The sequence below is a fragment of the Pseudoxanthomonas sacheonensis genome (assembly GCF_031455975.1).
GTDB lineage: Bacteria > Pseudomonadota > Gammaproteobacteria > Xanthomonadales > Xanthomonadaceae > Pseudoxanthomonas_A > Pseudoxanthomonas_A sacheonensis_A.
The window spans coordinates 861341-882998 of the sequence record NZ_JAVDTT010000002.1 but is presented as its reverse complement, the minus strand read 5'-3'; the positions used below and the strand labels follow the sequence as shown (position 1 = coordinate 882998).

Genomic DNA, 21658 nt, shown 5'->3' with positions numbered 1-21658 from the left:
GGGCCCGCTCCAACGGATTTCCAACGAGGAGCACGCATGAGCCATTACGCCGTCTTCGGTCACCCGGTTTCGCATTCGCTGTCGCCGCGCATCCATGCCGCGTTCGGGCGCCAGACCGGTATCGAACTGAACTACACCGCCGTCGATGCGGCACCGGAGGCCTTCATGCAGGCCTTGGACGCTTTCGCGGCCGGCGGCGGCAGGGGCGCCAACGTCACCCTGCCCTTGAAGGAAGCCGCCTTCGCGCTTTGCAGCGCGACCAGCGAGCGAGCGCAACGCGCCGGTGCGGTCAACACGCTGACCCGCAACGACGGCCAGTGGCATGGCGACAACACCGATGGCATCGGCCTGGTGCGCGATCTGACCGGCCGCCTGCGCCTGGATCTGCGCGGACGCCGCGCGCTGCTGCTGGGTGCGGGCGGTTCGGCGCGCGGTGTGGCGCCGGCGCTGCTCGACGCCGGCGTCTCCGAACTGATCATCGCCAATCGCACTCCCGAGCGCGCCGATGCCCTGGCCGATGCGCTGGGCGAACCCGAACGCGCGCATTCGCGCTACTGGGAGGATCTGGTCAACGAAGGCGACTTCGCGCTGATCGTCAACGCCACCTCCGCATCGCGCAGCGGTGCGACGGAGTTCTCGCTGCCGTTCCAGTTGTCGACGCCGCGCACGCTGGCGGTGGATCTGAACTACGGCGAAGCGGCCATCGCGTTCCTAGCCTGGGCGCGCACCGCGGGTTGCCGCGACATGGTCGATGGCCTGGGCATGCTGGTGGAACAGGCAGCGGCGGCATTCGAAATCTGGCATGGCGTGCGCCCCGACACCGCGCCGGTCTACGCCGCGCTGCGCGGCAAGGATGCGTCTCTGGTCACGGCGGACTGAGGAATAAAGCATGGATACCTTCCTGATACCGGCCTTGACCACGCTCGGCTATGCGCTTCCGGAATTGCTGGCCTGCGGCATCGCCCTGGCGATGCTGTGGACTGCAGCGCGTCCGGGCAAGGCCAGGCAGCTGGGCCTGATCGGCATCGGCTTGATGCTGGCTTGCGCGGTGCTGCAGCTTGCGGTGGGGCTTTACCAGAACTGGGTGATCAGCTCTTCCGTCGCCGTCGATTCCGCCGCCCGGATCGGCACGATCTTCGCGTGGCTGGGCGCGGTGCGCCTGTTGATCAACTGCGTGTCGCTGGCGGGGTTGGTGATGATCGCTTGGGGGTTGTGCAAGGCGACGAGGGTGGAAGTGGGGCATCAGCCGCAGGCGCTGTCTAAGTAATACCCTGCACACTGAAATCTACTTATTAGTTAACGGGACATCATGAGCGACGATTCCGTAACTATTGTAGTGCCCGAGCCGCACTTCACACTGTTCAATGGCCAGCGTGACGATTTGCCTGAAGTGGTGGTGGTCAATGACGCGCTTCTCTCGTTTGAGCACACAGAGATGTTTTCCTGGCACCTTGAGGTGACGCTTCACGCGGTGGAGCTCGTTGACAACGGAATGCCAAGCCCCGATGAAAGCCTGCTCTTGTTCCAAATGGGCGACAAGATTGAGCAGAGTATTGTTGGCCACAACGGCATCTTTCTCGCCAGGAGCACTTGGAATGGTTTTAGGCAGCTCGCTTTTCGCGTGCACGACCCTGAGGTAGCCGACCCCACACTGCAAGCGCTGCTGGAGAGTGAGCAGAACCGTTTTTGGGAGTTCAAGATGCAACACGACGCCGAGTGGCGCGAAGCAGGCTTCTACTTCCAGCTCTTCCAATTGGCATCCGGCAATAACTCCTAGCAATTCATTTCAGCCGACCCTGATTCTCAAATCGACTTAGTTCGACGGTAGGCAGCAGGAAGCATGGCCAAATACATCTCAATCAAGTCATTCTTCCCGCATCTTCGCCGAACCGCGACACGAGATAGTTCGCAACCGCATACCTCGTTGCGAACACGGAATAAGTGACGAAAGAAAATCAAACCATCGACACCGATACGGCTCGTCATGTTTGCGCTACGATCGGGCCATGAGGAAATCAATCGCCCTACTCGTACTGATTTTCGCGTTGTTCGCATCGCCTGCGCGGGCGCAGCAGCAGTTCAAGGTGCTGGTCGCGGCCATTCCCAACAAATACCACAACGACTATGCCGTGGTGGCGCAGCCGCAGTTCGAGCGATTGGCGCGCAAGCACGACTTCGGTCTGACCTGGGCATGGAACACGTCGGCCTTCGATGGCGATCTTTCGCAGTACGCGGCGATCGTCTTTCTCAACACGCCGGGCGAAGAGCTGAAGGGCGAGCAACGGCAGCGGTTGCAGGCCTACGTGCAGGCGGGCGGCGGCGTGGTCGCGGTGCATCGCGCGTTGATTTCCAGTGCGGGTCAATGGCCATGGTTCGAGCGCCTGATCGGCAGGCCATTCCGCATTCATCCCATGGTGCAGACGGCGGTCGTGCAAGTGGAAGACCGCGGCTTCCCGGCGACCTTCGGCCTGCCTGATCGCTGGCTGTGGACGGACGAGTGGTACGAATTCGGCCCGGACCTGACCCCGGAACTACGCACCGTGCTGCAGGTGGACGAAAGCACTTATGACCCCACCCGCATCTGGCCCGGACAGGTTGCCAAAGGCATGGGGAAATTCCATCCCATCGCCTGGTACCACGCTTATGACGGCGGCCGGGTGTTCGTCACCGCACTAGGGCATACGCCGGAACTGTACAACGACACCCATTACCTGGAACACCTGTATGGCGGCCTGTACTGGGCGGCTACGGGACGCGGCATCGTCGCTGAAACACCGCCTCGGTAGGCCGCATCTTGCTTCGCTTGCATCGCCGGCTACGGCGCGACTGTCTTGCGGTCAGCGCAGAGATCTAAAAGCTCCATTCGCTCCGCCGCTTCTCCACACAGGAACGCCACCTGCGCCTCGCGCGTATCCGGTCCGTCGTACGGCATCGCCGTCCACCACTCCACCGCTTCCATTTCTTCGCCGGGCTTGAGCGTGCGGTACGGTGCGTGCACCTCCATTTCCAACAGGCCTGCGGCCGTATCCGCGCGATCATCCAGGTAAAGCTCCACCTGACCCTGCTCGGGATGGATTAGCGAACGAGGGTGATGCGGGAACCGGATCAGGAAGAGCTGGCCACTGGCGAATCCTGCCATCCAGCCCGCGGAGGGTTGGATCAAAACCTTGCCGCGCCGGGCGCTCATTCCTTTCGGAAGCACCGACCGATCCAGCGAGAACAGGCCGCGCTCCACGCGCGGCAGCACGGGCTCTATGCCCTGCTCGGTGGCTGACTGCACGCGCACGTCCTTGTCGCCAGCCACCGGCACGTACACGCGCGTATACGACGGAGTGCGCGTGTTGAACCACAGGTCCCAAGCGATGTCGGTATCGCGGATGTTGCGTGCGGTCGCGCGGATTTCCACGGTATCCGGCCTGGCGGTAGACAACTGGAATGTCTTGTGCAGGCGCACGCCCGAGACCGGGCTGTCCACACCTTCCAGGACCAGACGCGTCGGCGTTCTCTCCAGAATGCGGGTGTCGGCGAAAGCCAGGAACGGATCCGGCGGCCAATTGGCCCGGCCCTCGCGCCGCACGGGATTGGCGTCCTGATGCACCCACCACTGGCTTTGCGGCCCTACCCACACATCGTGGCCGAGGTAGCCGATGTCGTCGGCGGTTGCGCTGACTTCGGGTTTGGGTCGAGTGGTCAACGCCTCGCCGGTCTTCAGCAAGTTAGGGCGACCCTTGAGCGAAAACGCCAGGCCGCGCCCTCCCAGTTCTGGGGTGACTTCCAGTGCGATAAGCCCGTTCTCAAGGCGAACGGTTTCGACCGCCGAAACGGTTAGCGGCATGCAGAGTGCGGCTATCGCCAGCCATGATTTCATTGGACCCGCTCCCGATGGTTCGCGTGATGCTAGGGCGATCCTACCGCTGCCGCCGGAAAACATCGCGCGCGTGGAGCACGATTACAGCAAGCCGTCCCGCTTGACCGCCAGATAGCGCTCCACCAGTGCCGCAGGAAGTTCTTCGCTGGCGACATCCAGCACCATGACCCGGTGGCTGCGCAGCTTGTCGTGCGCGGCGGTGCGTTGTTCCAGGTAACGCGCGAGGGCGCCGGCACGGATGGCGCCGGGCAGGTCGCCGACTTCCTCGGTCATCGCTTCGTCCAGCGCGCGTTCGCGCAGGCTGGCGACGCAGACCAGATGCCGCTTCTGCAGCAGACGCACCGCGGCCAGCAGGTCCTCGATGTCTTCGTCGCGCACGTTGGTGACCAGCATCACCAGCGAACGTTTGCGCTGGCGCACCGACAGCTCCGTCGCGGCGGCCAGGTAATCGGTGGCCACCGGTTGCGGCTGCAGACTGTAGCTGGCGCGCAGCAAGGTGTCGATGCTTGCCATGCCGCGCTTGGGTGCGACCCAGCGCGATTCGCCGCCGCTGGCGAACAGGCCGACCGCGTCGCCCTGGCGCAGCGCCAGGTAGGACACCACCAGCGTCGCATTCAGCACATGATCGAAATGGGCCAACTCGCCTTCCTGCGCCATCATGCGGCGGCCGGTGTCCACCATCATCACCAGCTGCTGGTTCTTCTCGTCCTGGTATTCACGCGAAATCAGCTTGCGCGAGCGCGAGGTCGCCTTCCAGTCGATCTGGCGCAGGCTGTCGCCGACGCGGTACTCGCGCATCTGGTTGAAGTCGGTGCCTTCGCCGCGGCGACGCTTGAGGTGCGCGCCGACCAGCCGGGAGGCCTGTTCGGCGCTGAATAGCGCGAACTTGGTCAGCGGTGCGAAGTTGGGATACACGCGCACCCGTTGCGGCTCGCCGGCGATGCGCGATTGACGCCACAAGCGCAGCGGCGAAGCCATGCGCAGCTGCACGCCGGCGAAGGTCGCATCGCCGCGCGCGGTGGGACGCAGACGGTAGCTGAAGGTGGAAGCGGTGGCCGGCGCCAGCTTCAGGCGTTGCGGCAGACCCTGCGCGGGCCACGCGCCGGGATGCAGGTCGAACAGGTCGACGCGCTGGCGCGACATCGATTCCACGCGCAAGGTGACGTCGCGTTCGATCCCCAGCGGCAGCGCTTCGGGAATCTCGCGCGACACCTGCGGGGTTTCCCGGCGGCGCAGGAGCAAGGCATCGCCTATCGCGAGCAGAGCGATACCCGCACCCGTCGACTGCCAGGCAAGCAAAGGCACCCCCGCGAACAGCACCGCGAGGCCGGACAGGCCCCATAGCGCCAGCAACGCGATGAGGAGTGGTGCGGGCCTCATGGAAACAACCCTGCAAGAGGATCAGCCCCCTCCCCTGCGAAGGCAGGGGAGGGATGGGGAGGGGTTGAGTGGGCGCTAGGAAAGCAGGACTCCAGACAGCACCCCCTCCCAACCTCCCCCTGCCTTCGCAGGGGGAGGGGCGGGATCATTAACGCCGGACACTTCATTTACGCGGCGCTTCCACCTTGGCCAGCAGCGCATGCAATGCGTCGTCGGGCGATTGGCCTTCGATCTGCAGTTCCGGCGCCAAAGTGATGCGGTGCCTCAACGCGGGCTTGGCGATTTCGCGCACATCGTCGGGGGTGACGAAGTCGCGGCCTTGCAGCACCGCCTGCGCACGCGCGGCACGCACCAGTGCGATGCTGCCGCGCGGACCGGCGCCGAGCGAGATGCCCGGCCACTTGCGCGTGGCGGCCACGATCCGCACCGCGTAGTCGATCACCTGCTCATCCACGATCACCTCGGCGGTGCCGCGCTGCATGGCCACGATGTCGCTGGCGCCGAGTACGCGGCGCACCTGAGAGAGGTCGAAATCGCCCGCGCTACGGCCGGTGGTGATGGCATCGACCATGCGTTTTTCGTCGGCCAGTTGCGGATAGTCGATCAGGATCTTCAGCAGGAAGCGGTCCAACTGCGCTTCCGGCAGCGGATACGTGCCCTCCTGTTCCACCGGATTCTGCGTGGCCAGGGTGAGGAAGGGCGGCGACAGCTCGAAGGGCTTGCCTTCGATCGTGACCTGCCCTTCCTGCATCACTTCCAGCAACGCGGACTGGGTCTTGGCCGGAGCGCGGTTGATTTCGTCGGCCAGCAGCAGGTTGGTGAACACCGGGCCGCGGCGGATCTTGAAGCTCTCGGTCTTAGGGTCGTAGACCGCGTGGCCGCTGACGTCGCTGGGCATCAGATCGGAAGTGAACTGCACGCGCGCGTAGTTGAGCTCCAGCGCCTGCGCCAGCGCGCGCACCAGCAGCGTCTTGCCCAGGCCGGGAACGCCTTCGATCAGCACATGGCCGCCGGCGAGCAGCGCGATCAGGATCTGGTCCAGCACTTCCGGCTGGCCGATGAAGGCTTTGGAAACCTCCTCGCGCACGGCGGCGGCGCGCTCGGCCAACGCTTCGCCGGTGATCGAACCTGCGCTCGAAGCGGCTTGTGAAGCGGCTTGCGAAACGAACTGGGTGTCATCGTTCATATGCGGTTTCTCAGCTGGATCAAAGTGGAAATGCGGTCGCGGAAGGCGGGTTTGTCGTGCGAGGACGGCGGTTGCAGGGCGGTTCTTATTCTGTCGGCGGAAATGCCCAGGCGCTCGGCGATCGCACTGATCTGCGCTTCGCCGGTCAACGCCGCGGCCACTGGATCGCGGCGGCGCAGGCGGGCGAGGAAGGAATTCCGCACCGCCGCGTACAGCAAGGCGCGCCTGTTATAGCGGAACAGGTGTTCGCCGCTGGCACGCACGTGTTCCAGCAACGAACGTCGTTCGGTCGGCGGCGACGGCCGCAGCGGGCCGAAGCGTTGCATGCGCAGCCAGAGCCAGGCCAGCAGCGCGAGCAGCAGCGGCGCCCACACCGGCCAGCCTTGGGTCAGCACCGTGCGCAACAGCGAGGGCATCTGTGCGGCGTAGACCAGATGCACGGTACCCTGGCCGTAGTTGGGCGCCAGCACCTGTCGTGCCAGTGCGCGATGCGGACCATCGCGCAGGCCGCCGGACTTGCTGGCGCCGGCCAGTAGCGAAGCGCCTTCCATGTTCCCGTTGTTGGTGAGGAAGTCGAAGTCCGCTAGCACATCGACATGGCCTTTGCCGTGCGCAAGCCGCGCGTACACATAGGCGGCCTGCAGATCGCCCCAAGACAGCTCGGGCTCGACTTCATTGAAGAAGAAGCGGCGGCCATTGCAGAACTCGACGTGATGATCCTGGCCCTCCACTTGCAGCGGTTCGCATTCGGGGGAATCTTCCGTCAGCAGGATGCCCAGCGCTTCCAGGATGGGGACGGAGGTTTCTTCGTTGCCGCTGCTCTCAGGCGGCGTGCGCAGCAGCAGATGGCCGCCGCCTGCCACCCATTCGAGCAACCGGCGCGACTCCACCGGCGTCATGCTGCGTGGGTCGTTGAGGATCAACAGCGTGTCGTGCGCGCCGAGTTTCTGCGTGGCCAGATTGAGGCGCTGGCGCGACTCGACCTTCAGTCCGTCGGCCTGCAACGCTTTCTTCAGCGCATACAGCGGGTTGTAGCCGGCTTCGCCGCGCGGCGGCAGTGCGATTTCGCGCTCCACCTTCTCGTAGGTGTGCAGGAACCAGGTCACGCCGCCGCCAATTACGGCTGCGGCCAGCAACACGATCAGCGCGATGCGCGCGCCTGAGCGCAGCCGGCTCATGTCGCCCACCGGTAGCGTCGCTGCAGGGTGGACAGCAGATCGTCGAACTCTTCTTGCGCCGGCAGCTGTTGCGCGTAGGCCGCGTACTGCCATACCCGCACCATGCGCGCGAACAAGCTGCGGTCTTCGCTGTCGGGCATTCGCCGCGACGCGCGCAGGCATTCGGATTCGGTGGCGCCGGGGGGTAAGGCGACTTCCGCGCGCTGGGCCATGGTTTCCACGCTGGCGCGATACAACAGCGCCAGTGCATGGCGCGGCTTGCCCTGCGCCCACAACCGGCGCGCTTCGGCCGGCACGTTGTCGGGCAGGATCTCGGGGAGCTGCAAGGCCTCGGTTTCCACTTCCACCGGCAGCGGCTTGCGCCGACGCAGCGAACCGCGCATCCACGGCAGCCAGTGGCGCAGGGTCAGCAGCAGGATCATCACCAAGCCGCCCACCAGGATCCACAAGCCCCATTCGGCGAGGAAGGCGAACATCGCGCCAAAGCCGGACAACCATGACATATCGCGTTGCTGCGGCGGCTTGGGTTTGGTCTTGTCCCGCTTCTCCCACGTCACCTGCTTGCGTTTTGAGTCGAGCAGGGGATCGCGATAGGCCTGGTCCACGGCTTTGCTGAAACGATTTTCGTCCACGCGCTGTTCGCCGAACACGATCGGCAGCGTCGGCGGTTCGTCGGTCTTCTTGGGCTCCTCCGGAACCGTGATGGGGCAGGTGAACGCTTTCGCTGAGTCCGGTGCCGGTGTGGCTTCCTGCGCGCGCAGCATCGGCAGGCCGGCGCCGACCAGGAACAACGCTAGGACAAAGGGTGTGGCGGCCGCAGTCAGCCGTGCACGCAATTTGCGGAAGGCGATTTCCACGTCCCAGGCTTCGATCTGGGTACGACGGTTGAGATAGAGGCCGAAGCCGGCACCGACGAAGAAGGGTTCGATCACCGAGGTAGCGACCCAGCCCGCCAGATTGCTGCCTACCTGCACCCACCACGGCGGCTGATCGATGGCGAGCGACCACGCGGCGCGCATGGTTTCCGGCAGGTATTCCATGGGAACGAACAGGAATACCAGGGCCACACTGGCCAGCGCCAGCGCGATTTCGAAATTGATGCAGACCAGCGTCAGCAACGCAGCGTTGCCGTAGACCGCACTGCCCAGCACCCGCCGACGCTCGCGCAACCGCGCGCCCTGCACGCCCTCCAACAGATCGATGGGCAGGTAGAGAGAGCGCGCCGGACTGAAGCGTCGCCAGGTGAGGTAGTGAAGCAACGGCTTCCACCCCCAACGCATCTGCGCCGCCAGCGTGTCGCTCACGTCGGGCGTGGCGCCGAACGTCGCCCGGGAGATCACGAACAGCGGAATGCGGTCGAAGACCGGCTTCAGCCACCACATCAACAGACCGGCCAGCCAGATGGAATCGATGGCCCAGGCGGCAGCATTGAGCGCGACGAAGAGCGGCAAGGTCACCAGCAGCCACGGCTTCCAGATAGCCGCTGCATGCCGACGCACTAGCGCGCTGCCCAGTTCCACCGCCTCCCACGCCGAACGCGAGCGCAGGTGCACGGTCATCTGCTCAAGACGCATCCGGGTCTCCCGGCAGATGGCGACCGCCGCGCCACAACCACAGGAATACCAGCGTCCACAGTACGCCGGATACCGTGTACTTGATCGATGCCGGAATGGATTGCGTCGAAGACCAGAACGCTTCGATGAAAGCGGCCACCAGCAGCATGAAAGCGATGCCCAGGCAAAGCTTGGCGCCCTTTCTGCCGGCCACGATCAACGCATCGATGCGGCGACGCTGCCCCGGCGCGATCAGGTTGAAGCCCAATCGCAATCCCGCGCCGCCCGCGAGCACGATGGCGGTCAGTTCGAACGGCGCGTGGCCAGCAACGAAGCGCCACAGCGGATCGCCCGAACCGATCTGCTGCAGATGACCGAATGCCGCGCCGATGCCCACGCCGTTCAAGATCAGCACCAGAATCGTGCCCACGCCGGCCAGCAGGCCGCTGGCGAAGGTACGCAGGCCGATGCTGATGTTGTTCATGATGTAGACGCCGAACATGTACCAGTCGCTGCCGCTATCGCGTCCGAGCTTGTGGCGATCATCGGAGGGGTCGTACATGCGCTCCAGTTGCGCCACTTCTTGCGGACTCATCAACCCGTGGATCAGCTCCGGATAGAACTGCAGCAAGACGAACATCGTCACCAGCGGCACCACGAATAACGCCAGCGCCGCCCACATGCACGCCGCTTCGCTGCGCACCAGGCGCGGGAAATCGGCGAGTAGGAATTCGACCGCGCGCTGCCAGCGCGGCGCCGGCGTGCGGTACAGCAAGTTATGGCCGCGCTGCATCAACGCCTGCAACCGTGCCGTCACCACCGGGCTGTAGCCGCGCTTACGCGCCAGCGCCAGTTGCTGGCACAGGCGCCGATAACGCGCGGGAATATCCTCGTCGCCGATCTCGCCGATATTGCGTTCGGCCAGCGCATGGCGCGCATCGCCGCGGGTTTCCAGCCAGTGTTCGAACAACTGCCATTCGCGTTGATGGCGGGCGACGAATTGTTCCTGTCTCATCGCCGCCCCAGCAGCCAGTTGGCCATGCCGTACAAGCGCAGCACGCCGCCCTGGCCGCGGCTGCCGGTCAAGGGTTCGACGATATTGGCCAGCTCTTCCTGTCGCGCGGGCGTCAACAGCGGTGCGCGCTCGCCGAAAGCCACCACGGCCGCCTGCTCGGCCGGCTGCAGGCCGGCGCTGGGCGCGATCACCGCGTTCACCGGCGCCGCCGCAGGATCGCGTTCGCGTTCGTTGTGCACCACCAGGGTGCCGGCGACCATGTCGCCCAGGCGTCGCGCATGCGGATCGGCCAGGCAGGCGATCAGTCCGGCGGCGTAGCCGAACGGCAACATGTCCACGGTGCGCAGCAGGTTGCGGGTAATCGCGGCCAGCCAGCCGACCGGCGCGCCATCGCCGTTCACCACGCGCAGCGACATGGCTTTCTTGCCGGGCGTCTGTCCGTCCCACAGCACTTCGAACAGGATCGGGTACGTCCAGAAGATCAGGAACAGCAGGATCAGGTACAGGCCCTGGCCGGCCGCGCCCAGCAAGGCCAGCACAGTGCCGACCAGCATCAGGATGCCCAGGCGAATGGCCAGATCGATGCCCCAGGCCACCGCGCGCGGCACGGGGCCGGCGACGGGCAGGTGCAGGGCCACGCCTTCGGGCGTAATCACTTCGCGATAGGTATCCAGCATCAGACGCCGACCCAACCGGGTAAGGCGGCGCGGAGACCCGATCCTGTCAAGCGTTGCGAACGGCGGAATCCAGTCCGCGAATATTCTTTGCGCGCCATGCGCGTTCCTGTTTCCTGTTCCCGCCAGCGTCGACTTTAGCCGCGAATCCCCACCTTGCCCAGCATGACTAAACTGTGGCGGTGACCCAGACCCCATTCCCCTGCCGCCACCATTGCGGCGCCTGCTGCATCGCGCCGTCGATCACCTCGCCCATCCCCGGGATGCCGCTGGGCAAGCCGGCCGGAGTGCGCTGCGTGCAACTGGACGATGATCTGCGCTGCCGGTTGTTCGGAAAGCCCGAACGGCCGGCGTTCTGCGTCTCGCTGCGGCCGTCGATGGAGATGTGCGGAAACAGCCAGACGCAGGCGCTTGCGTTCCTCGGCCATCTGGAAGCCGCCACCGAACCCTAGGAACGAGCTCGGCGGCGTAGGCGTTGAACCGTTGTCTGCGGTCAGCTGACCGCGCCTTTTTCACGCTTGCCGGCGAACATTTTCTTGATCAGCGCGCCCAGGCCGACGAAAGCGATCAGACCCAGCTTCCAGAACTTGGCCAGGATCAACCCCAGCTTGGCGAACAGCCCGGCCTTGGCCGCCAATCCGCCACCGATCAGCGCGGCCACGCCATAGGCGGCCACCTTGTCGGTGGAAGAGTCGTAGTCGGCATAGCGCGCGCCCGCGTCGAACTCGGTCATCGGCAACAATTGCTGCATGCCGGTCTGCACCAGTCCCAGCTCGGACATGTTGGAGACGGCATTGAGGCTCAGATAGCCGTTACGGCCGAGCACGCGGATGTCGTAGTTCAGCGTGTTGTCCTTGGCCTCGTCGAACTTCAGCTCTTTGGCCCAGTACATTTTCTTGCTGGCGGCGTCGTAGCGCGGCGCCACGGCCCAACCCAGCAGATCGACGGTGCCGTAGCCCGCCTCCTTGCGCGCGGCGTTCTCGTCTTTGGTGCCTTGCTGCATTTCCTCCAGCATTTCCTGGTAGTCGATCTTGGCGGCGTCCTCGTCGGAGACGTAGCCGTCGTCGGAATAAGTCACCACCACTGCCCAGCTGTTATCGTCCACCAAGGTCGGAGTGGCCGGCACGATCAAGCCCAGCACGCTCTCGTCCGGAGGATTGCCCCACAGCTCTTCCAATACGCGGCGCGCGTCGGCCTGTTCCAGGTAATGGAAGGCCGACGTCAGCCGGAAGTGCGCCTTGGCTTGCGGTACCGCGATCTCTCCGTCCTTGAAATGCAACGAAGCGACGAACTGCTCTGGGGTCTTCCCCGACCCCGTTCCCTCTTCCGGTGCCTGCGCGGCTGCAGACAGGGCCAACCCCACGCACAACGTGGCCAGCAGGCCACGAATCATCGCCTTCATCATTTATCGCTCCGTGATTGGGCATCCCCATGCCCGTACGCCAGTGTCGCGTGACCTCCGGCCGGACGCAACGGGGCCGGCGCCGAGGTAGGTCGGGGCTACGCCCCCGACGCATGACGGCCACGATCCAACGGAATGCAGCCTGATGGTTACGAAAGCGTAGGGCGGGCACGGCCCGCCGGCTTTTCGCGACGTGCAAAAGTGGCGGGCAATGCCCGCCCTACGAGAGCGTTGGGGACGTGGCCCCGACCTACGCGCTCAGGTACTGGTCCTTCAACCGCACGTAGTGCTGCGCCGAATACAGCAGGCTTTCGATTTCCTTATCGCTTAGCCTGCGCACGAACCGCCCGGGGTTGCCCAGCCAAAGTTCGCCTTCGCCCACCACTTTGCCCGGGCCAATGACCGCGCCGGCGCCGACGAAGCCGTGGACCTCCACTTTCGCGCCGTCGAGGATGCAGGCGCCCATGCCGATCAGACAGCGGTCGCCGATGCTGCAAGCGTGGATGATGGTGCCGTGGCCAACAGTAACGTCCTCTCCGATCAGGGTCGGATAGCCAGCCTGGTTGTACGGGCTGTGGTGGCTGACATGAATGATGGTGCCGTCCTGCACGTTGGTGCGCGCACCGATGCGAATATGGTTCACGTCGCCACGGATGACGGTGCCCGGCCAGACGGAAACATCGTCGCCCAGCTCCACGTCGCCGATCACGGTGGCGGCCGGGTCCACGTAAACACGCTGGCCAAGGGTGGGAAGCCGGCCAAGATAGGGGCGTAGTGCGGTCATCCTTGCATTGTAATGGGCAGCCGAGCGGAGGCCCGACTACACTGCGGCGTATGGATACTTTCGCCGACACTTCCAGCACCGAACTGCAACCCACCCTGACCCGTCTGCGTACTGCCTGGCAAGGCAAACGCCCGGATTACGAGCAGCGTCGGGCCGATCTGCAACGACTGCGCGATGCCTTGAAACGCCGACTGGAAGAGATGGCCGAGACCATCGCCAGCGACTTCGGCCATCGTTCGCGGCACGAAAGCCTGATCGCCGACGGCATGACCGTACTCAACGAGATCGACCATCTGCGCAGCCATCTGCGCAAATGGATGAAACCCAAGCGCGTGGGCGTGGGTTGGCGCTTCTGGCCGGCGCGCGCGGAGATCCGGCCGGAACCGGTGGGCGTGGTCGGCGTGATCGCGCCCTGGAACTATCCGGTCAATCTGGCGCTGATTCCGTTGGCCACCGCCATCGCCGCCGGCAACCACGTCTACTTGAAACCGTCCGAGCACACGCCGAACACGACCGGCTTCCTGCGCAGCTTGCTGGCGGAGGTATTCCCCGCCGACCGCGTCGCGGTGGCGACCGGCGGAGCGGAGGTGGCCGGCGCATTCGCCGCGTTGCCGTTCGACCATCTGGTGTTCACCGGTTCCACCGCGGTCGGCCGCAAGGTGATGGCCGCCGCCGCGCCCCACCTGACCCCGCTGACGCTGGAACTGGGCGGCAAATCGCCGGCCATCGTATGTGCGGACTTTCCGCTCGAACAGGCCGCCGCGAGGTTGGCAACCGGCAAATGGTTCAACGGCGGGCAGACCTGCATCGCGCCCGATTACGTGCTGATCGACGAAGGCCGCGCACCGGCATTGGCCGAGGCGCTGCGCGAACAGGTCCGCGCGCGCTACGGCACCTTGGCCGATTCGAGCGACTACACCCGCATCATCAACGATGGCCAGTACGCCCGCCTGCAAGGCTATCTGGACGACGCGCATGCGCTCGGCCTGGTAGTGCTGCCGCTGGCCGAGAACGGCGATGCGCAACAACGCCTGTTTCCACCCACGGTGGTGTTGGAGCCGAGCGAGGACGCCAAGGTGATGCAGGAAGAGATCTTCGGGCCGATCCTGCCCATCAAGTCCTACCGCACCCTCGACGAGGCCATCGCCTACGTCAACGCGCACGACCGGCCGTTGTCGCTGTACCCCTTCAGCCACAATCGCGACAGCGTGGAGAAGATCCTGCGCAACACCCTGGCCGGCGGCGTTACCGTCAACGACACCGTGCTGCATTTCGGCATCAACAACCTGCCCTTCGGCGGTATCGGACCCAGCGGCATGGGCGCGTATCACGGGCGTGCGGGTTTCGACGCCTTCAGCAAGGCGTTGCCGATCCTGTGGCAGCCGCGGCGCGCGGGCAGCGACATGCTCAAACCGCCTTATTCGAAAGTGGCGCGCTTCATCGATTTCATCATCCGCTAAGCTCTCCACCTGTGTGTGGGTGTGGGAGCGCCGTCCCGGCGCGAGCTCTCGCATGCGCACGCAGGAATGCTGGAAAAGCTCGCGGCGGGACGCCGCTCCCACGGAGGACCAAGATGAAAATCGCCAGCTGGAACGTCAACTCTCTCAACGTGCGGCTGCCGCATCTGCAACAGTGGCTGGGCGCGTTCGCGCCCGACGTGGTGGGCATCCAGGAAACCAAGCTGGAAGACCACAAGTTCCCGGACACCGTCTTGGCCGAAGCCGGCTATCGCAGCGTGTTCGCCGGCCAAAAGACCTACAACGGCGTGGCCCTGCTGTCGCGGCTGCCGGCGAGCGACGTGCAGGTAGGCATTCCCAATTTCGAAGACGAGCAGAAGCGCGTGATCGCCGCGACGGTGGGCGACGTCCGCATCGTCAATCTGTACGTGGTCAATGGCCAGGACGTGGGCACCGACAAGTACGCCTACAAGCTGCGCTGGCTGGAAGCGGTGCACGCGTGGCTGGAACAGGAGCTGCGCGCCCATCCGAAACTGGTGGTGCTGGGCGATTTCAATATCGCGCCCGACGACCGCGACGTGCACGACCCAACGATATGGAACGACTCGCATATCCTCACCTCCACCGCCGAGCGCGATGCGCTCAAGCGTCTGTATGCGCTGGGGCTGCATGATGCCTACCGCCTGCACAACGAGGCCGGCGGCGTGTTCAGCTGGTGGGATTACCGCATGGCCGGTTTCCGTCGCGACCTGGGGCTGCGCATCGATCTGACCCTGGTGTCCGATGCGTTGCGTGAAACGAACGCGGCCGGCATCGACCGCGAACCGCGCACCTGGGAACGCCCCAGCGATCATGCGCCGGCGTGGGTGGCCTTGGCCTAATGTAGGGCGGGCATTGCCCGCCATGCAGTTCGCGCGGAGAGCGGCGGGCAGTGCCCGCCCTACGTCGGCCAGACGAACAAAGGCCCGGCATTGCCGGGCCTTTGCGGTGCCACGAACCATGGGTGCGTCTTAATCGCGCACGCGGTCGCAGCGAAAACGTCTAGCGCGCTTTTCCGCGCGTAAACAGGTTGATGATCAATAGCAGGACAACTGCACCGATGAATGCGGTGATCAGGAAACCCAGCGTGCCGCCACCCAGACCGAAACCGATCTGCGGCAACAGCCAGCCGCCGAGGAAACCGCCGATGATGCCGACGATGACGTTGAGGATGATGCCTTGCGAGCCATCGCGTTTCATCACGATGCTGGCCAACCAGCCCGCGATACCGCCAACAATCAGATAAATCAGGAAATTCATCGAGCGTACTCCTTGCTTCTTCGTGGAAGGGCGCTCCCGCATCTATGCAGGAACAGTTGAACGCAACTTCTCAACTGAAACGATTTAAGGCTTCGCCATGTGAAGCCACTGTTAACCCGCGTCCTGGTGGGGCCCTCTCCCTGTTGCCTTGCTAGATAGCGCAAACCAGCCGCGCTTGCACGCCGCCGCGCAGCAGAAAAATGTGAGGCGCCAAGGTGCCATCGGCTACATTGGTGCGCATGCCGAACCTGCCCCCCGAAACCCCTGTTCGCCTGTGGTTGTTGCGTCACCCCCGGCGCGAACGCGGCGAACCCTATGTGCGCCCTCTGCTTTGCGAGGCGCTGGGATGCGACGACGACGACCTGCCCCTGTCCCGCGGCAACGAAGGCCGTCCTTTGCTGGGGCCGCCCTATCAAAGCTACGACGCGGGCTGGAGCCACAGCGGCGATGCGCTGCTGCTGGCGCTGGGGGAATCGGTCCAACTCGGCGTGGATATCGAACAGCTCCGGCCGCGTCCACGCGCACGGCAACTCGCGCAGCGATTCTTCCATCCCGACGAAGTGCGTTGGCTGGCTACTCAGGACGAAGACACGATGGAGTTCTCCTTCGTGCGCCTGTGGTGCGCGAAGGAAGCGGTGCTCAAGGCCCATGGCAAGGGCTTGTCGTTCGGACTGGAGAAATTGGTGTTCGCCGAAACGGGCAATGATCTGCAACTGATCCACTGCGACTTGGCGCTCGGTCGACCGCAGGATTGGACCTTGCGCGAATGGACGCCCTTGCCCGGCTACCACGCTGCGCTGGCATGGCGCGGCGTAGGAACGACGTAGGAGAGACGTAAGTCGCGATTAGACCCCGGGGAAACCCTTCGCGACTCACGTCGCTCCTACGATCATAGGTGGGTCGTCTGCGATACTGAGGGCGATGAATACTCCTTCCTTTCCTCAAGCGCTGCGCGACGATCTCAGCCACGGCCTGACCTCCTTGGGCCTGGATACCGACGCGCTGTCGCCGCCGCTGCTCGCCTACCTGGCCCTGCTGGATCGCTGGAACCGCACCTACAACCTCACCGCGATCCGTGACCCGCGCGAGATGGTGACCCGTCACCTGCTCGATTCGCTGGCGATGCATCCCTTCGTCGAAAACGAGGCGCTGGCCGACCTGGGAACCGGCCCTGGCCTGCCCGGCATCCCGCTGGCGATCGCCAAGCCGGGACTGCAGGTCACATTAGTGGAAAGCAACGGCAAGAAGGCCCGCTTCCTGCGCGAAGCCGTACGCACGCTGGGTCTGGCCAACGCGCGCGTGGCCGAATCCCGCGCCGAAGCGCTGGACCAACCGGGCGCCTACGACGCCATCACCGCTCGCGCACTGGATACGCTGGCGGGAATAATCGAGGTGGGTGGGCACCTGCTGAAGCCAGGCGGAAAGCTGCTGGCCATGAAAGGCATACGGCCGGAAGAGGAAATCGCCGCCTTGCCCAGGGGCTGGAAGGTCTCGACCGTGCATCCTCTGGCCGTCCCCGGCCTCGTCGGCGAACGCCACCTGGCGATCATCCAGCGCGACGATTGATCCGCCGTTCTTTTCCATAGCGGACAAGGCCTTGGCCCCTATGGCGGAAGCGGCGATCCGCCCAAAATCCAAAGCTGAGCGGCGATTCCCCCAAAGTTCCACGCTTCATCCCGCATAATCCCCGACCCACGACGGTTCCACGAGGCAGCCCACGCATGGCCCGCATCATCGCCATCGCCAACCAGAAAGGCGGGGTCGGCAAGACCACCACCGCTGTCAACCTGGCCGCCGCGCTGGCGCGCGCGCCCAAGCGCGTGCTGCTGGTGGACCTGGACTCGCAGGGCAACGCCACCATGGGCAGCGGCATCGAAAAGCGCGAGCTGGAAGCTTCCAGCTACGACGTGCTGCTGCAGGAAGCCGATGCGCGCTCGGTGATCGTGAAGACGCCGGAAGACTTCGACCTGATGCCGGGCAACATCGACCTGACCGCCGCCGAGATCCAGCTGATGGAGATCGAAGGCCGCGAGCAACGCCTCAAGGTCGCATTGGATCCGCTGCGCGACGACTACGACTTCATCCTCATCGACTGCCCGCCGGCGCTGTCGCTGCTGACGCTCAACGCGCTGACCGCGGCCGACTCGGTGCTGGTGCCGATGCAGTGCGAGTACTACGCGCTGGAGGGACTCAGTGCGTTGATGGAAACCATCGAAGCGCTGAAGGCGCGCCTGAACCCGGACCTGGAAGTGGAAGGCGTGCTGCGCACCATGTTCGACGTGCGCAACAATCTGGCCAACGCGGTCTCCGGCGAGTTGATCACGCACTTCGGCGACAAGGTGTTCCGCACCATCGTGCCGCGCAACGTGCGCGTGGCCGAGGCGCCCAGCCACGGCCAGAGCATCGTCGGCTACGACCGGGCCTCGCGCGGCGGCGTCGCCTACCTGGGCCTGGCCGGCGAGATCCTGCGCCGACAGGCCGACCGCAACAAACAGCAAGCGAAATATCTGGAGAACGCGTAAATGTCCGCACCCAAACAAACGCCGGCGAAAAAGCGCGGCCTGGGCCGTGGCCTGGAAGCACTGCTCGGCCCCAAAGCGGCCGCCACCGCGCCACCCGAGGCGCAGCCCGGCGAACGCCTGCGTCAGATCCCGGTCAAACAGCTGCAGCCCGGCAAGTACCAGCCGCGCATGGGCATGGATCCGGCCAAGCTGAGCGAGCTGGCCGAGTCGATCAAGGCCCAGGGCGTGATCCAGCCGATCGTGGTGCGCGAGCTATCGCCCGGCAAGTTCGAGATCGTGGCCGGCGAACGCCGCTGGCGCGCCTCGCAGGAAGCCGGCCTGGCCGATGTGCCGGTGGTGGTCCGCGACCTGGACGACCGCACCGTCATCGCCATGGCGCTGATCGAGAATATCCAGCGCGAAGACCTCAACCCGCTGGAAGAAGCGCAGTCCCTGCAGCGCCTGATCGGCGAATTCTCCCTGACCCATGCCGAGGCCGCCGAAGCGGTGGGCCGTTCCCGCGCCGCGGTCTCCAATCTACTGCGCCTGCTGGAACTGCCGCCGGCCATCCGTACCCTGCTGGAAGCGCGCCGCCTGGAGATGGGCCACGCCCGCGCCCTGCTGACCCTTTCGCCGGATCTGGCCAGCAAACTGGCCGCCGAGGCCGCCGACCAGGGCTGGTCGGTGCGCGAAGTGGAGCACCGTGCCCAGCAGTTCGCTGCAGGCAAGGTGCCGGTCAACAGCGGCCGCAAAGCCAAGCCCGGCAAGGCCGCGCCTCAAGCCGACATCGCCTCGCTGGAGACCGAACTGTCCGAATCCCTGGGCACCAAGGTCAGCATCGCCCATGGCCGCGGCGGCAAGGGCAAGCTGGTGATCCACTACACCGATCTGGACACCCTGGACGGGGTGTTGGAGCGGTTGCGGGGATCGGCCACTCCAGCCTGAATGCCGCCGCCGTGGGAGCGGCGTCCCGCCGCGAGCTCCTGATCCTGCTTTAGACAGGCGAGCCAGAGCTCGTGGCGGGACGCCGCTCCCGCAACATCCTCCTTCCGTAAGTGTTTGCGCCACAAGGGGAAGCCGGGCATAATGCGCGGCTCGCTGCGTCCGGTTTGATCCGGATTTGCGCCCGGAAGTGCGATTCCGGCCCGCCCCGGCAGCAGCATTTTTGACCCGTATCGCGCGATGGCCGCACCTGTTCCAGGTGATCCGTCGGGGCCGCCGTTCTCCTGGCTAAGGAGGGCAACCAACACTATCGAGGTGCGTAATGTCCCGCGTATGCCAAGTGTCCGGCAAGCGTGTGATGACGGGTAACAACGTCAGCCACGCCAACAACAAAACCCGTCGCCGCTTCCTGCCCAACCTGCACGAGCGCCGTTTCTGGGTCGCCAGCGAAAACCGCTGGATCAAGCTGAAGGTTTCCGCGCATTCGCTGCGCACCATCGACAAGAACGGCATCGACTCCGTTCTGGCTGAGCTGCGCGCGCGCGGCGAAAAGGTCTGAGGAGATAAGACATGGCAGGCAAACGCGACAAGATCCGCATGATTTCCTCGGCCGATACGGGCCACTTCTACACCACGGACAAGAACAAGAAAAACACTCCGGGCAAGATGGAGATGAAGAAGTACGATCCCGTGGTGCGCAAGCACGTGATGTACAAGGAAGGCAAGATTAAATAATCCGCGCCATGCGCTGATGATTGATCCATCCGTTCCGCAAAAGCCCGCCTTCATGGCGGGCTTTTTGTTTTCTGCGCCAGCCCGCAGAATCGGGTCATGAACTCGTTTCTCCACCAGTTCGCGGAATGGGTCACGCCCTTTTCCGCCGGCGTGTGGCTGCTGGCGTTGGACTGGGTGATCCGCCTGGCGGCGCTGCTGTGGATTCCCACCCGCACCACGCCGGCGGCGGCGCGCAGCTGGCTGTTGCTGGTCGGCTTTCTGCCGCTGGTGGGTCTGCCGCTGTATCTGTTGTTCGGTCATCCCTGGCTATCCAGGGAACGCGTGCGGCGGCAGACCCTGGCCTCGGGTGTGATCCGCGAGGAACAAGCGCCGCACGGCGCGCTACGCTGGTTGCCGCATGGCAGCGATACCGCCAGCGAAATGGTGCCGCTGGTGGAAAGGCTGGGCGACTTCATGCCGACCCACGGCAACGACATCGAACTGCTCGACGATTACGCGGCTTCGTTGAAGGCGCTGCTGGCCGACATCGACGGCGCCAGCGAGCGCGTGCATCTGCTGTACTACCTGCTGTTCGACGATGCCGTCGGCGAAGCCGTGTGCCAGTCGCTGGAACGCGCCGCGGCGCGCGGCGTGCAGTGCCGGTTGTTGCTGGATGCGGTTGGCGCCAAACGCGGATTGCGCCGCTACGCGCGGCGGTTGCGCAAGGCCGGCGTGGAGGTGCACGTGATGCTGCCGGGCGGGCTGCGCTGGCGGCGCAGCGGGCGCATGGATCTGCGCAACCACCGCAAGGTCGCGGTGATCGACAGCTGCGCCGGCTACGTGGGGTCGCAGAACCTGGCCGCGCCGGATTTCGTGCGCGGCTTCCCTAATCGGGAGCTGGTGGCGCGCGTGGAGGGCCCGGTGGTGGCGCATCTGGAGGGCGTGTTCGCCAGCGACTGGTATATCGAAACCGGACAACGGCTGCAGGTGAAGCCCGTGCCCGCGGCGAGCGGCGCCAATATCGCGATGCAATTGCTGCCCAGCGGCCCGGCCTATCCGTTCGAGAACGCGCGCGACACGGTCAACGCGCTGATCCATCTTGCCCAGCGCAAGCTGGTGCTGACCACGCCCTACTTCGTCCCCGACGACGCCACTTTGAGCGCGCTGCGCATCGCCGCGCTGTCGGGCGTGGAGGTGCAGTTGATCCTGTCGGCCAGCAACAACCAGCGACTCACGGCATGGGCGCAGGACTCGTACTACGACGAGCTGTTGGCCAGCGGGGTGAGGATCGCGCTGTATCGTCCGCACTTTCTCCATGCCAAGCATTTGAGCGTGGACGACGAAATCGCGCTGGTCGGCTCGATCAATCTGGACATCCGATCCTTCGCGCTGAACGCGGAGATCGGCCTGCTCTGCTACGACCGCGGCGTGGTCGCGCGCATGCGCGAGGTGGAAGCCGACTATCTCGCCCACGCGGACATCATCACCCTGGAGACCTGGCGACGCCGCGCCGCCTGGAAGCGCAGCCGAGAAGGGATCGCGCGTCTGGCCGACTCGCTGATGTAATACCTTCCCCTTTGCAGCGCTTTTCAACAGCCGAACGGCTGGTCAAAAGGGGGATTGAGGGGGATTTGCTTTTTGCTTTCAAGCAAGATCAAGAGCAAATCCCCCGTAGCCCCCTTTGTCAAAGGGGGCAAAGCTCAAG

Annotated in this window: 24 protein-coding genes; 14 read left to right on the top strand and 10 right to left on the bottom strand. The window is 64.9% G+C overall.

The features are described 5' to 3' along the window. Positions 1–36 precede the first annotated feature (36 nt). The 4 genes from aroE to J2W94_RS11155 all read left to right on the top strand — a co-directional run bounded on the left by aroE (position 37) and on the right by J2W94_RS11155 (position 2786). The gene (gene aroE, locus J2W94_RS11170) at positions 37–879 is read left to right on the top strand and encodes a shikimate dehydrogenase (RefSeq protein WP_310093211.1); all 843 of its coding nucleotides are present in this window, start codon (positions 37–39) and stop codon (positions 877–879) included. A gap of 10 nt (positions 880–889) precedes the next feature. Beyond that, on the top strand, positions 890–1267 hold the full coding sequence (locus J2W94_RS11165; protein WP_310093209.1) for a hypothetical protein: 378 nt from the start codon (positions 890–892) through the stop codon (positions 1265–1267). Positions 1268–1309: 42 nt separating this feature from the next. Next, on the top strand, positions 1310–1777 hold the full coding sequence (locus J2W94_RS11160) for a DUF695 domain-containing protein (RefSeq protein WP_310093208.1): 468 nt from the start codon (positions 1310–1312) through the stop codon (positions 1775–1777). Positions 1778–2006: 229 nt separating this feature from the next. Beyond that, on the top strand, positions 2007–2786 hold the full coding sequence (locus J2W94_RS11155) for a ThuA domain-containing protein (protein ID WP_310093205.1): 780 nt from the start codon (positions 2007–2009) through the stop codon (positions 2784–2786). 29 nt (positions 2787–2815) lie between these two features. Here J2W94_RS11155 and J2W94_RS11150 read toward each other — a convergent pair whose 3' ends face one another. From J2W94_RS11150 to J2W94_RS11120, 7 genes are all read right to left on the bottom strand, one after another. Then, positions 2816–3868 (bottom strand): DUF4380 domain-containing protein, encoded by a 1053-nt coding sequence (locus J2W94_RS11150; protein WP_310093202.1) that lies wholly within the window; start codon positions 3866–3868, stop codon positions 2816–2818. 81 nt (positions 3869–3949) lie between these two features. Continuing rightward, on the bottom strand, positions 3950–5248 hold the full coding sequence (locus J2W94_RS11145; RefSeq protein WP_310093198.1) for a DUF58 domain-containing protein: 1299 nt from the start codon (positions 5246–5248) through the stop codon (positions 3950–3952). A gap of 163 nt (positions 5249–5411) precedes the next feature. Further along, the gene (locus J2W94_RS11140; RefSeq protein ID WP_310093194.1) at positions 5412–6434 is read right to left on the bottom strand and encodes an AAA family ATPase; all 1023 of its coding nucleotides are present in this window, start codon (positions 6432–6434) and stop codon (positions 5412–5414) included. Further along, entirely contained in the window at positions 6431–7612 is a 1182-nt protein-coding gene (locus tag J2W94_RS11135; RefSeq protein WP_310093191.1) for a DUF4350 domain-containing protein, read from the bottom strand. Before J2W94_RS11135 ends, J2W94_RS11140 begins: the two co-directional genes overlap by 4 nt. Continuing rightward, complete coding sequence (locus J2W94_RS11130; protein WP_310093189.1) at positions 7609–9186, bottom strand: DUF4129 domain-containing protein; 1578 nt, start codon at positions 9184–9186, stop codon at positions 7609–7611. The genes J2W94_RS11135 and J2W94_RS11130 overlap by 4 nt, the downstream gene beginning before the upstream one ends. Next, a complete protein-coding gene (locus J2W94_RS11125; protein WP_310093187.1) occupies positions 9176–10180 on the bottom strand; it encodes a stage II sporulation protein M in 1005 nt (334 codons plus the stop codon). Before J2W94_RS11125 ends, J2W94_RS11130 begins: the two co-directional genes overlap by 11 nt. Continuing rightward, positions 10177–10857 carry an RDD family protein gene (locus J2W94_RS11120; RefSeq protein ID WP_310093185.1) on the bottom strand — a complete coding sequence of 227 codons (681 nt, stop codon included), beginning with the start codon at positions 10855–10857 and terminating at the stop codon, positions 10177–10179. The genes J2W94_RS11125 and J2W94_RS11120 overlap by 4 nt, the downstream gene beginning before the upstream one ends. 179 nt (positions 10858–11036) lie before the next feature. On the opposite strand from J2W94_RS11120, the gene J2W94_RS11115 reads away from it, so the two are divergent. Then, the gene (locus J2W94_RS11115) at positions 11037–11306 is read left to right on the top strand and encodes a YkgJ family cysteine cluster protein (RefSeq protein ID WP_310093183.1); all 270 of its coding nucleotides are present in this window, start codon (positions 11037–11039) and stop codon (positions 11304–11306) included. A gap of 41 nt (positions 11307–11347) precedes the next feature. Here J2W94_RS11115 and J2W94_RS11110 read toward each other — a convergent pair whose 3' ends face one another. Both J2W94_RS11110 and J2W94_RS11105 read right to left on the bottom strand, forming a co-directional pair. After that, positions 11348–12259: a DUF2167 domain-containing protein gene (locus tag J2W94_RS11110; RefSeq protein ID WP_310093181.1), complete on the bottom strand. Its 912-nt coding sequence runs from the start codon at positions 12257–12259 to the stop codon at positions 11348–11350. A 247-nt stretch (positions 12260–12506) separates the two neighbouring features. Next, positions 12507–13040, bottom strand: coding sequence for a gamma carbonic anhydrase family protein (locus J2W94_RS11105; RefSeq protein ID WP_310093179.1), 534 nt, complete (start codon positions 13038–13040; stop codon positions 12507–12509). Positions 13041–13090: 50 nt separating this feature from the next. Here J2W94_RS11105 and J2W94_RS11100 point away from each other — a divergent pair, with 50 nt between their 5' ends. Together J2W94_RS11100 and xth are read left to right on the top strand one after the other, a co-directional pair. Continuing rightward, positions 13091–14500, top strand: a complete 1410-nt coding sequence (locus J2W94_RS11100; RefSeq protein WP_310093177.1) for a coniferyl aldehyde dehydrogenase — start codon at positions 13091–13093, stop codon at positions 14498–14500. A 113-nt stretch (positions 14501–14613) separates the two neighbouring features. Next, positions 14614–15378, top strand: coding sequence for an exodeoxyribonuclease III (gene xth, locus J2W94_RS11095; protein WP_310093174.1), 765 nt, complete (start codon positions 14614–14616; stop codon positions 15376–15378). Between the two features lie 160 nt (positions 15379–15538). On the opposite strand, the gene J2W94_RS11090 is transcribed toward xth, so the two are convergent. Further along, positions 15539–15796 carry a GlsB/YeaQ/YmgE family stress response membrane protein gene (locus J2W94_RS11090; RefSeq protein WP_163839314.1) on the bottom strand — a complete coding sequence of 86 codons (258 nt, stop codon included), beginning with the start codon at positions 15794–15796 and terminating at the stop codon, positions 15539–15541. Positions 15797–16035: 239 nt separating this feature from the next. Between J2W94_RS11090 and J2W94_RS11085 the strand changes: the two genes are divergently transcribed. The 7 genes from J2W94_RS11085 to cls all read left to right on the top strand — a co-directional run bounded on the left by J2W94_RS11085 (position 16036) and on the right by cls (position 21519). Then, a complete protein-coding gene (locus J2W94_RS11085) occupies positions 16036–16623 on the top strand; it encodes a 4'-phosphopantetheinyl transferase family protein (protein WP_310093169.1) in 588 nt (195 codons plus the stop codon). 94 nt (positions 16624–16717) lie between these two features. Beyond that, complete coding sequence (gene rsmG, locus J2W94_RS11080; protein ID WP_310093167.1) at positions 16718–17362, top strand: 16S rRNA (guanine(527)-N(7))-methyltransferase RsmG; 645 nt, start codon at positions 16718–16720, stop codon at positions 17360–17362. 155 nt (positions 17363–17517) lie between these two features. After that, positions 17518–18318 (top strand): ParA family protein, encoded by an 801-nt coding sequence (locus J2W94_RS11075; protein WP_310093165.1) that lies wholly within the window; start codon positions 17518–17520, stop codon positions 18316–18318. Then, positions 18319–19242 (top strand): ParB/RepB/Spo0J family partition protein, encoded by a 924-nt coding sequence (locus tag J2W94_RS11070; RefSeq protein ID WP_310093163.1) that lies wholly within the window; start codon positions 18319–18321, stop codon positions 19240–19242. A 319-nt stretch (positions 19243–19561) separates the two neighbouring features. Further along, positions 19562–19798: a 50S ribosomal protein L28 gene (gene rpmB, locus J2W94_RS11065; RefSeq protein ID WP_093288990.1), complete on the top strand. Its 237-nt coding sequence runs from the start codon at positions 19562–19564 to the stop codon at positions 19796–19798. Between the two features lie 11 nt (positions 19799–19809). Further along, positions 19810–19974 carry a 50S ribosomal protein L33 gene (rpmG, locus tag J2W94_RS11060; RefSeq protein WP_310093158.1) on the top strand — a complete coding sequence of 55 codons (165 nt, stop codon included), beginning with the start codon at positions 19810–19812 and terminating at the stop codon, positions 19972–19974. 96 nt (positions 19975–20070) lie between these two features. Further along, positions 20071–21519: a cardiolipin synthase gene (cls, locus tag J2W94_RS11055; RefSeq protein ID WP_310093157.1), complete on the top strand. Its 1449-nt coding sequence runs from the start codon at positions 20071–20073 to the stop codon at positions 21517–21519. The last annotated feature ends 139 nt before the right edge of the window (positions 21520–21658 follow it).

Excerpts from the sequence above, each read along its gene's own strand:
- J2W94_RS11165 (WP_310093209.1), top strand. The coding sequence starts at position 890 with ATGGATACCTTCCTGATACCGGCCTTGACCACGCTCGGCTATGCGCTT.
- J2W94_RS11140 (WP_310093194.1), bottom strand. The coding sequence starts at position 6,434 with ATGAACGATGACACCCAGTTCGTTTCGCAAGCCGCTTCACAAGCCGCT.
- J2W94_RS11105 (WP_310093179.1), bottom strand. The coding sequence starts at position 13,040 with ATGACCGCACTACGCCCCTATCTTGGCCGGCTTCCCACCCTTGGCCAG.
- J2W94_RS11090 (WP_163839314.1), bottom strand. The coding sequence starts at position 15,796 with ATGAATTTCCTGATTTATCTGATTGTTGGCGGTATCGCGGGCTGGTTG.
- rpmG (WP_310093158.1), top strand. The coding sequence starts at position 19,810 with ATGGCAGGCAAACGCGACAAGATCCGCATGATTTCCTCGGCCGATACG.
- J2W94_RS11150 (WP_310093202.1), bottom strand. The coding sequence starts at position 3,868 with ATGAAATCATGGCTGGCGATAGCCGCACTCTGCATGCCGCTAACCGTT.
- cls (WP_310093157.1), top strand. The coding sequence starts at position 20,071 with ATGAACTCGTTTCTCCACCAGTTCGCGGAATGGGTCACGCCCTTTTCC.
- J2W94_RS11100 (WP_310093177.1), top strand. The coding sequence starts at position 13,091 with ATGGATACTTTCGCCGACACTTCCAGCACCGAACTGCAACCCACCCTG.
- xth (WP_310093174.1), top strand. The coding sequence starts at position 14,614 with ATGAAAATCGCCAGCTGGAACGTCAACTCTCTCAACGTGCGGCTGCCG.
- rsmG (WP_310093167.1), top strand. The coding sequence starts at position 16,718 with ATGAATACTCCTTCCTTTCCTCAAGCGCTGCGCGACGATCTCAGCCAC.
- J2W94_RS11120 (WP_310093185.1), bottom strand. The coding sequence starts at position 10,857 with ATGCTGGATACCTATCGCGAAGTGATTACGCCCGAAGGCGTGGCCCTG.
- J2W94_RS11085 (WP_310093169.1), top strand. The coding sequence starts at position 16,036 with ATGCCGAACCTGCCCCCCGAAACCCCTGTTCGCCTGTGGTTGTTGCGT.
- J2W94_RS11160 (WP_310093208.1), top strand. The coding sequence starts at position 1,310 with ATGAGCGACGATTCCGTAACTATTGTAGTGCCCGAGCCGCACTTCACA.
- J2W94_RS11110 (WP_310093181.1), bottom strand. The coding sequence starts at position 12,259 with ATGATGAAGGCGATGATTCGTGGCCTGCTGGCCACGTTGTGCGTGGGG.
- J2W94_RS11075 (WP_310093165.1), top strand. The coding sequence starts at position 17,518 with ATGGCCCGCATCATCGCCATCGCCAACCAGAAAGGCGGGGTCGGCAAG.
- J2W94_RS11145 (WP_310093198.1), bottom strand. The coding sequence starts at position 5,248 with ATGAGGCCCGCACCACTCCTCATCGCGTTGCTGGCGCTATGGGGCCTG.
- J2W94_RS11130 (WP_310093189.1), bottom strand. The coding sequence starts at position 9,186 with ATGCGTCTTGAGCAGATGACCGTGCACCTGCGCTCGCGTTCGGCGTGG.
- J2W94_RS11070 (WP_310093163.1), top strand. The coding sequence starts at position 18,319 with ATGTCCGCACCCAAACAAACGCCGGCGAAAAAGCGCGGCCTGGGCCGT.
- J2W94_RS11125 (WP_310093187.1), bottom strand. The coding sequence starts at position 10,180 with ATGAGACAGGAACAATTCGTCGCCCGCCATCAACGCGAATGGCAGTTG.
- rpmB (WP_093288990.1), top strand. The coding sequence starts at position 19,562 with ATGTCCCGCGTATGCCAAGTGTCCGGCAAGCGTGTGATGACGGGTAAC.
- aroE (WP_310093211.1), top strand. The coding sequence starts at position 37 with ATGAGCCATTACGCCGTCTTCGGTCACCCGGTTTCGCATTCGCTGTCG.
- J2W94_RS11155 (WP_310093205.1), top strand. The coding sequence starts at position 2,007 with ATGAGGAAATCAATCGCCCTACTCGTACTGATTTTCGCGTTGTTCGCA.
- J2W94_RS11135 (WP_310093191.1), bottom strand. The coding sequence starts at position 7,612 with ATGAGCCGGCTGCGCTCAGGCGCGCGCATCGCGCTGATCGTGTTGCTG.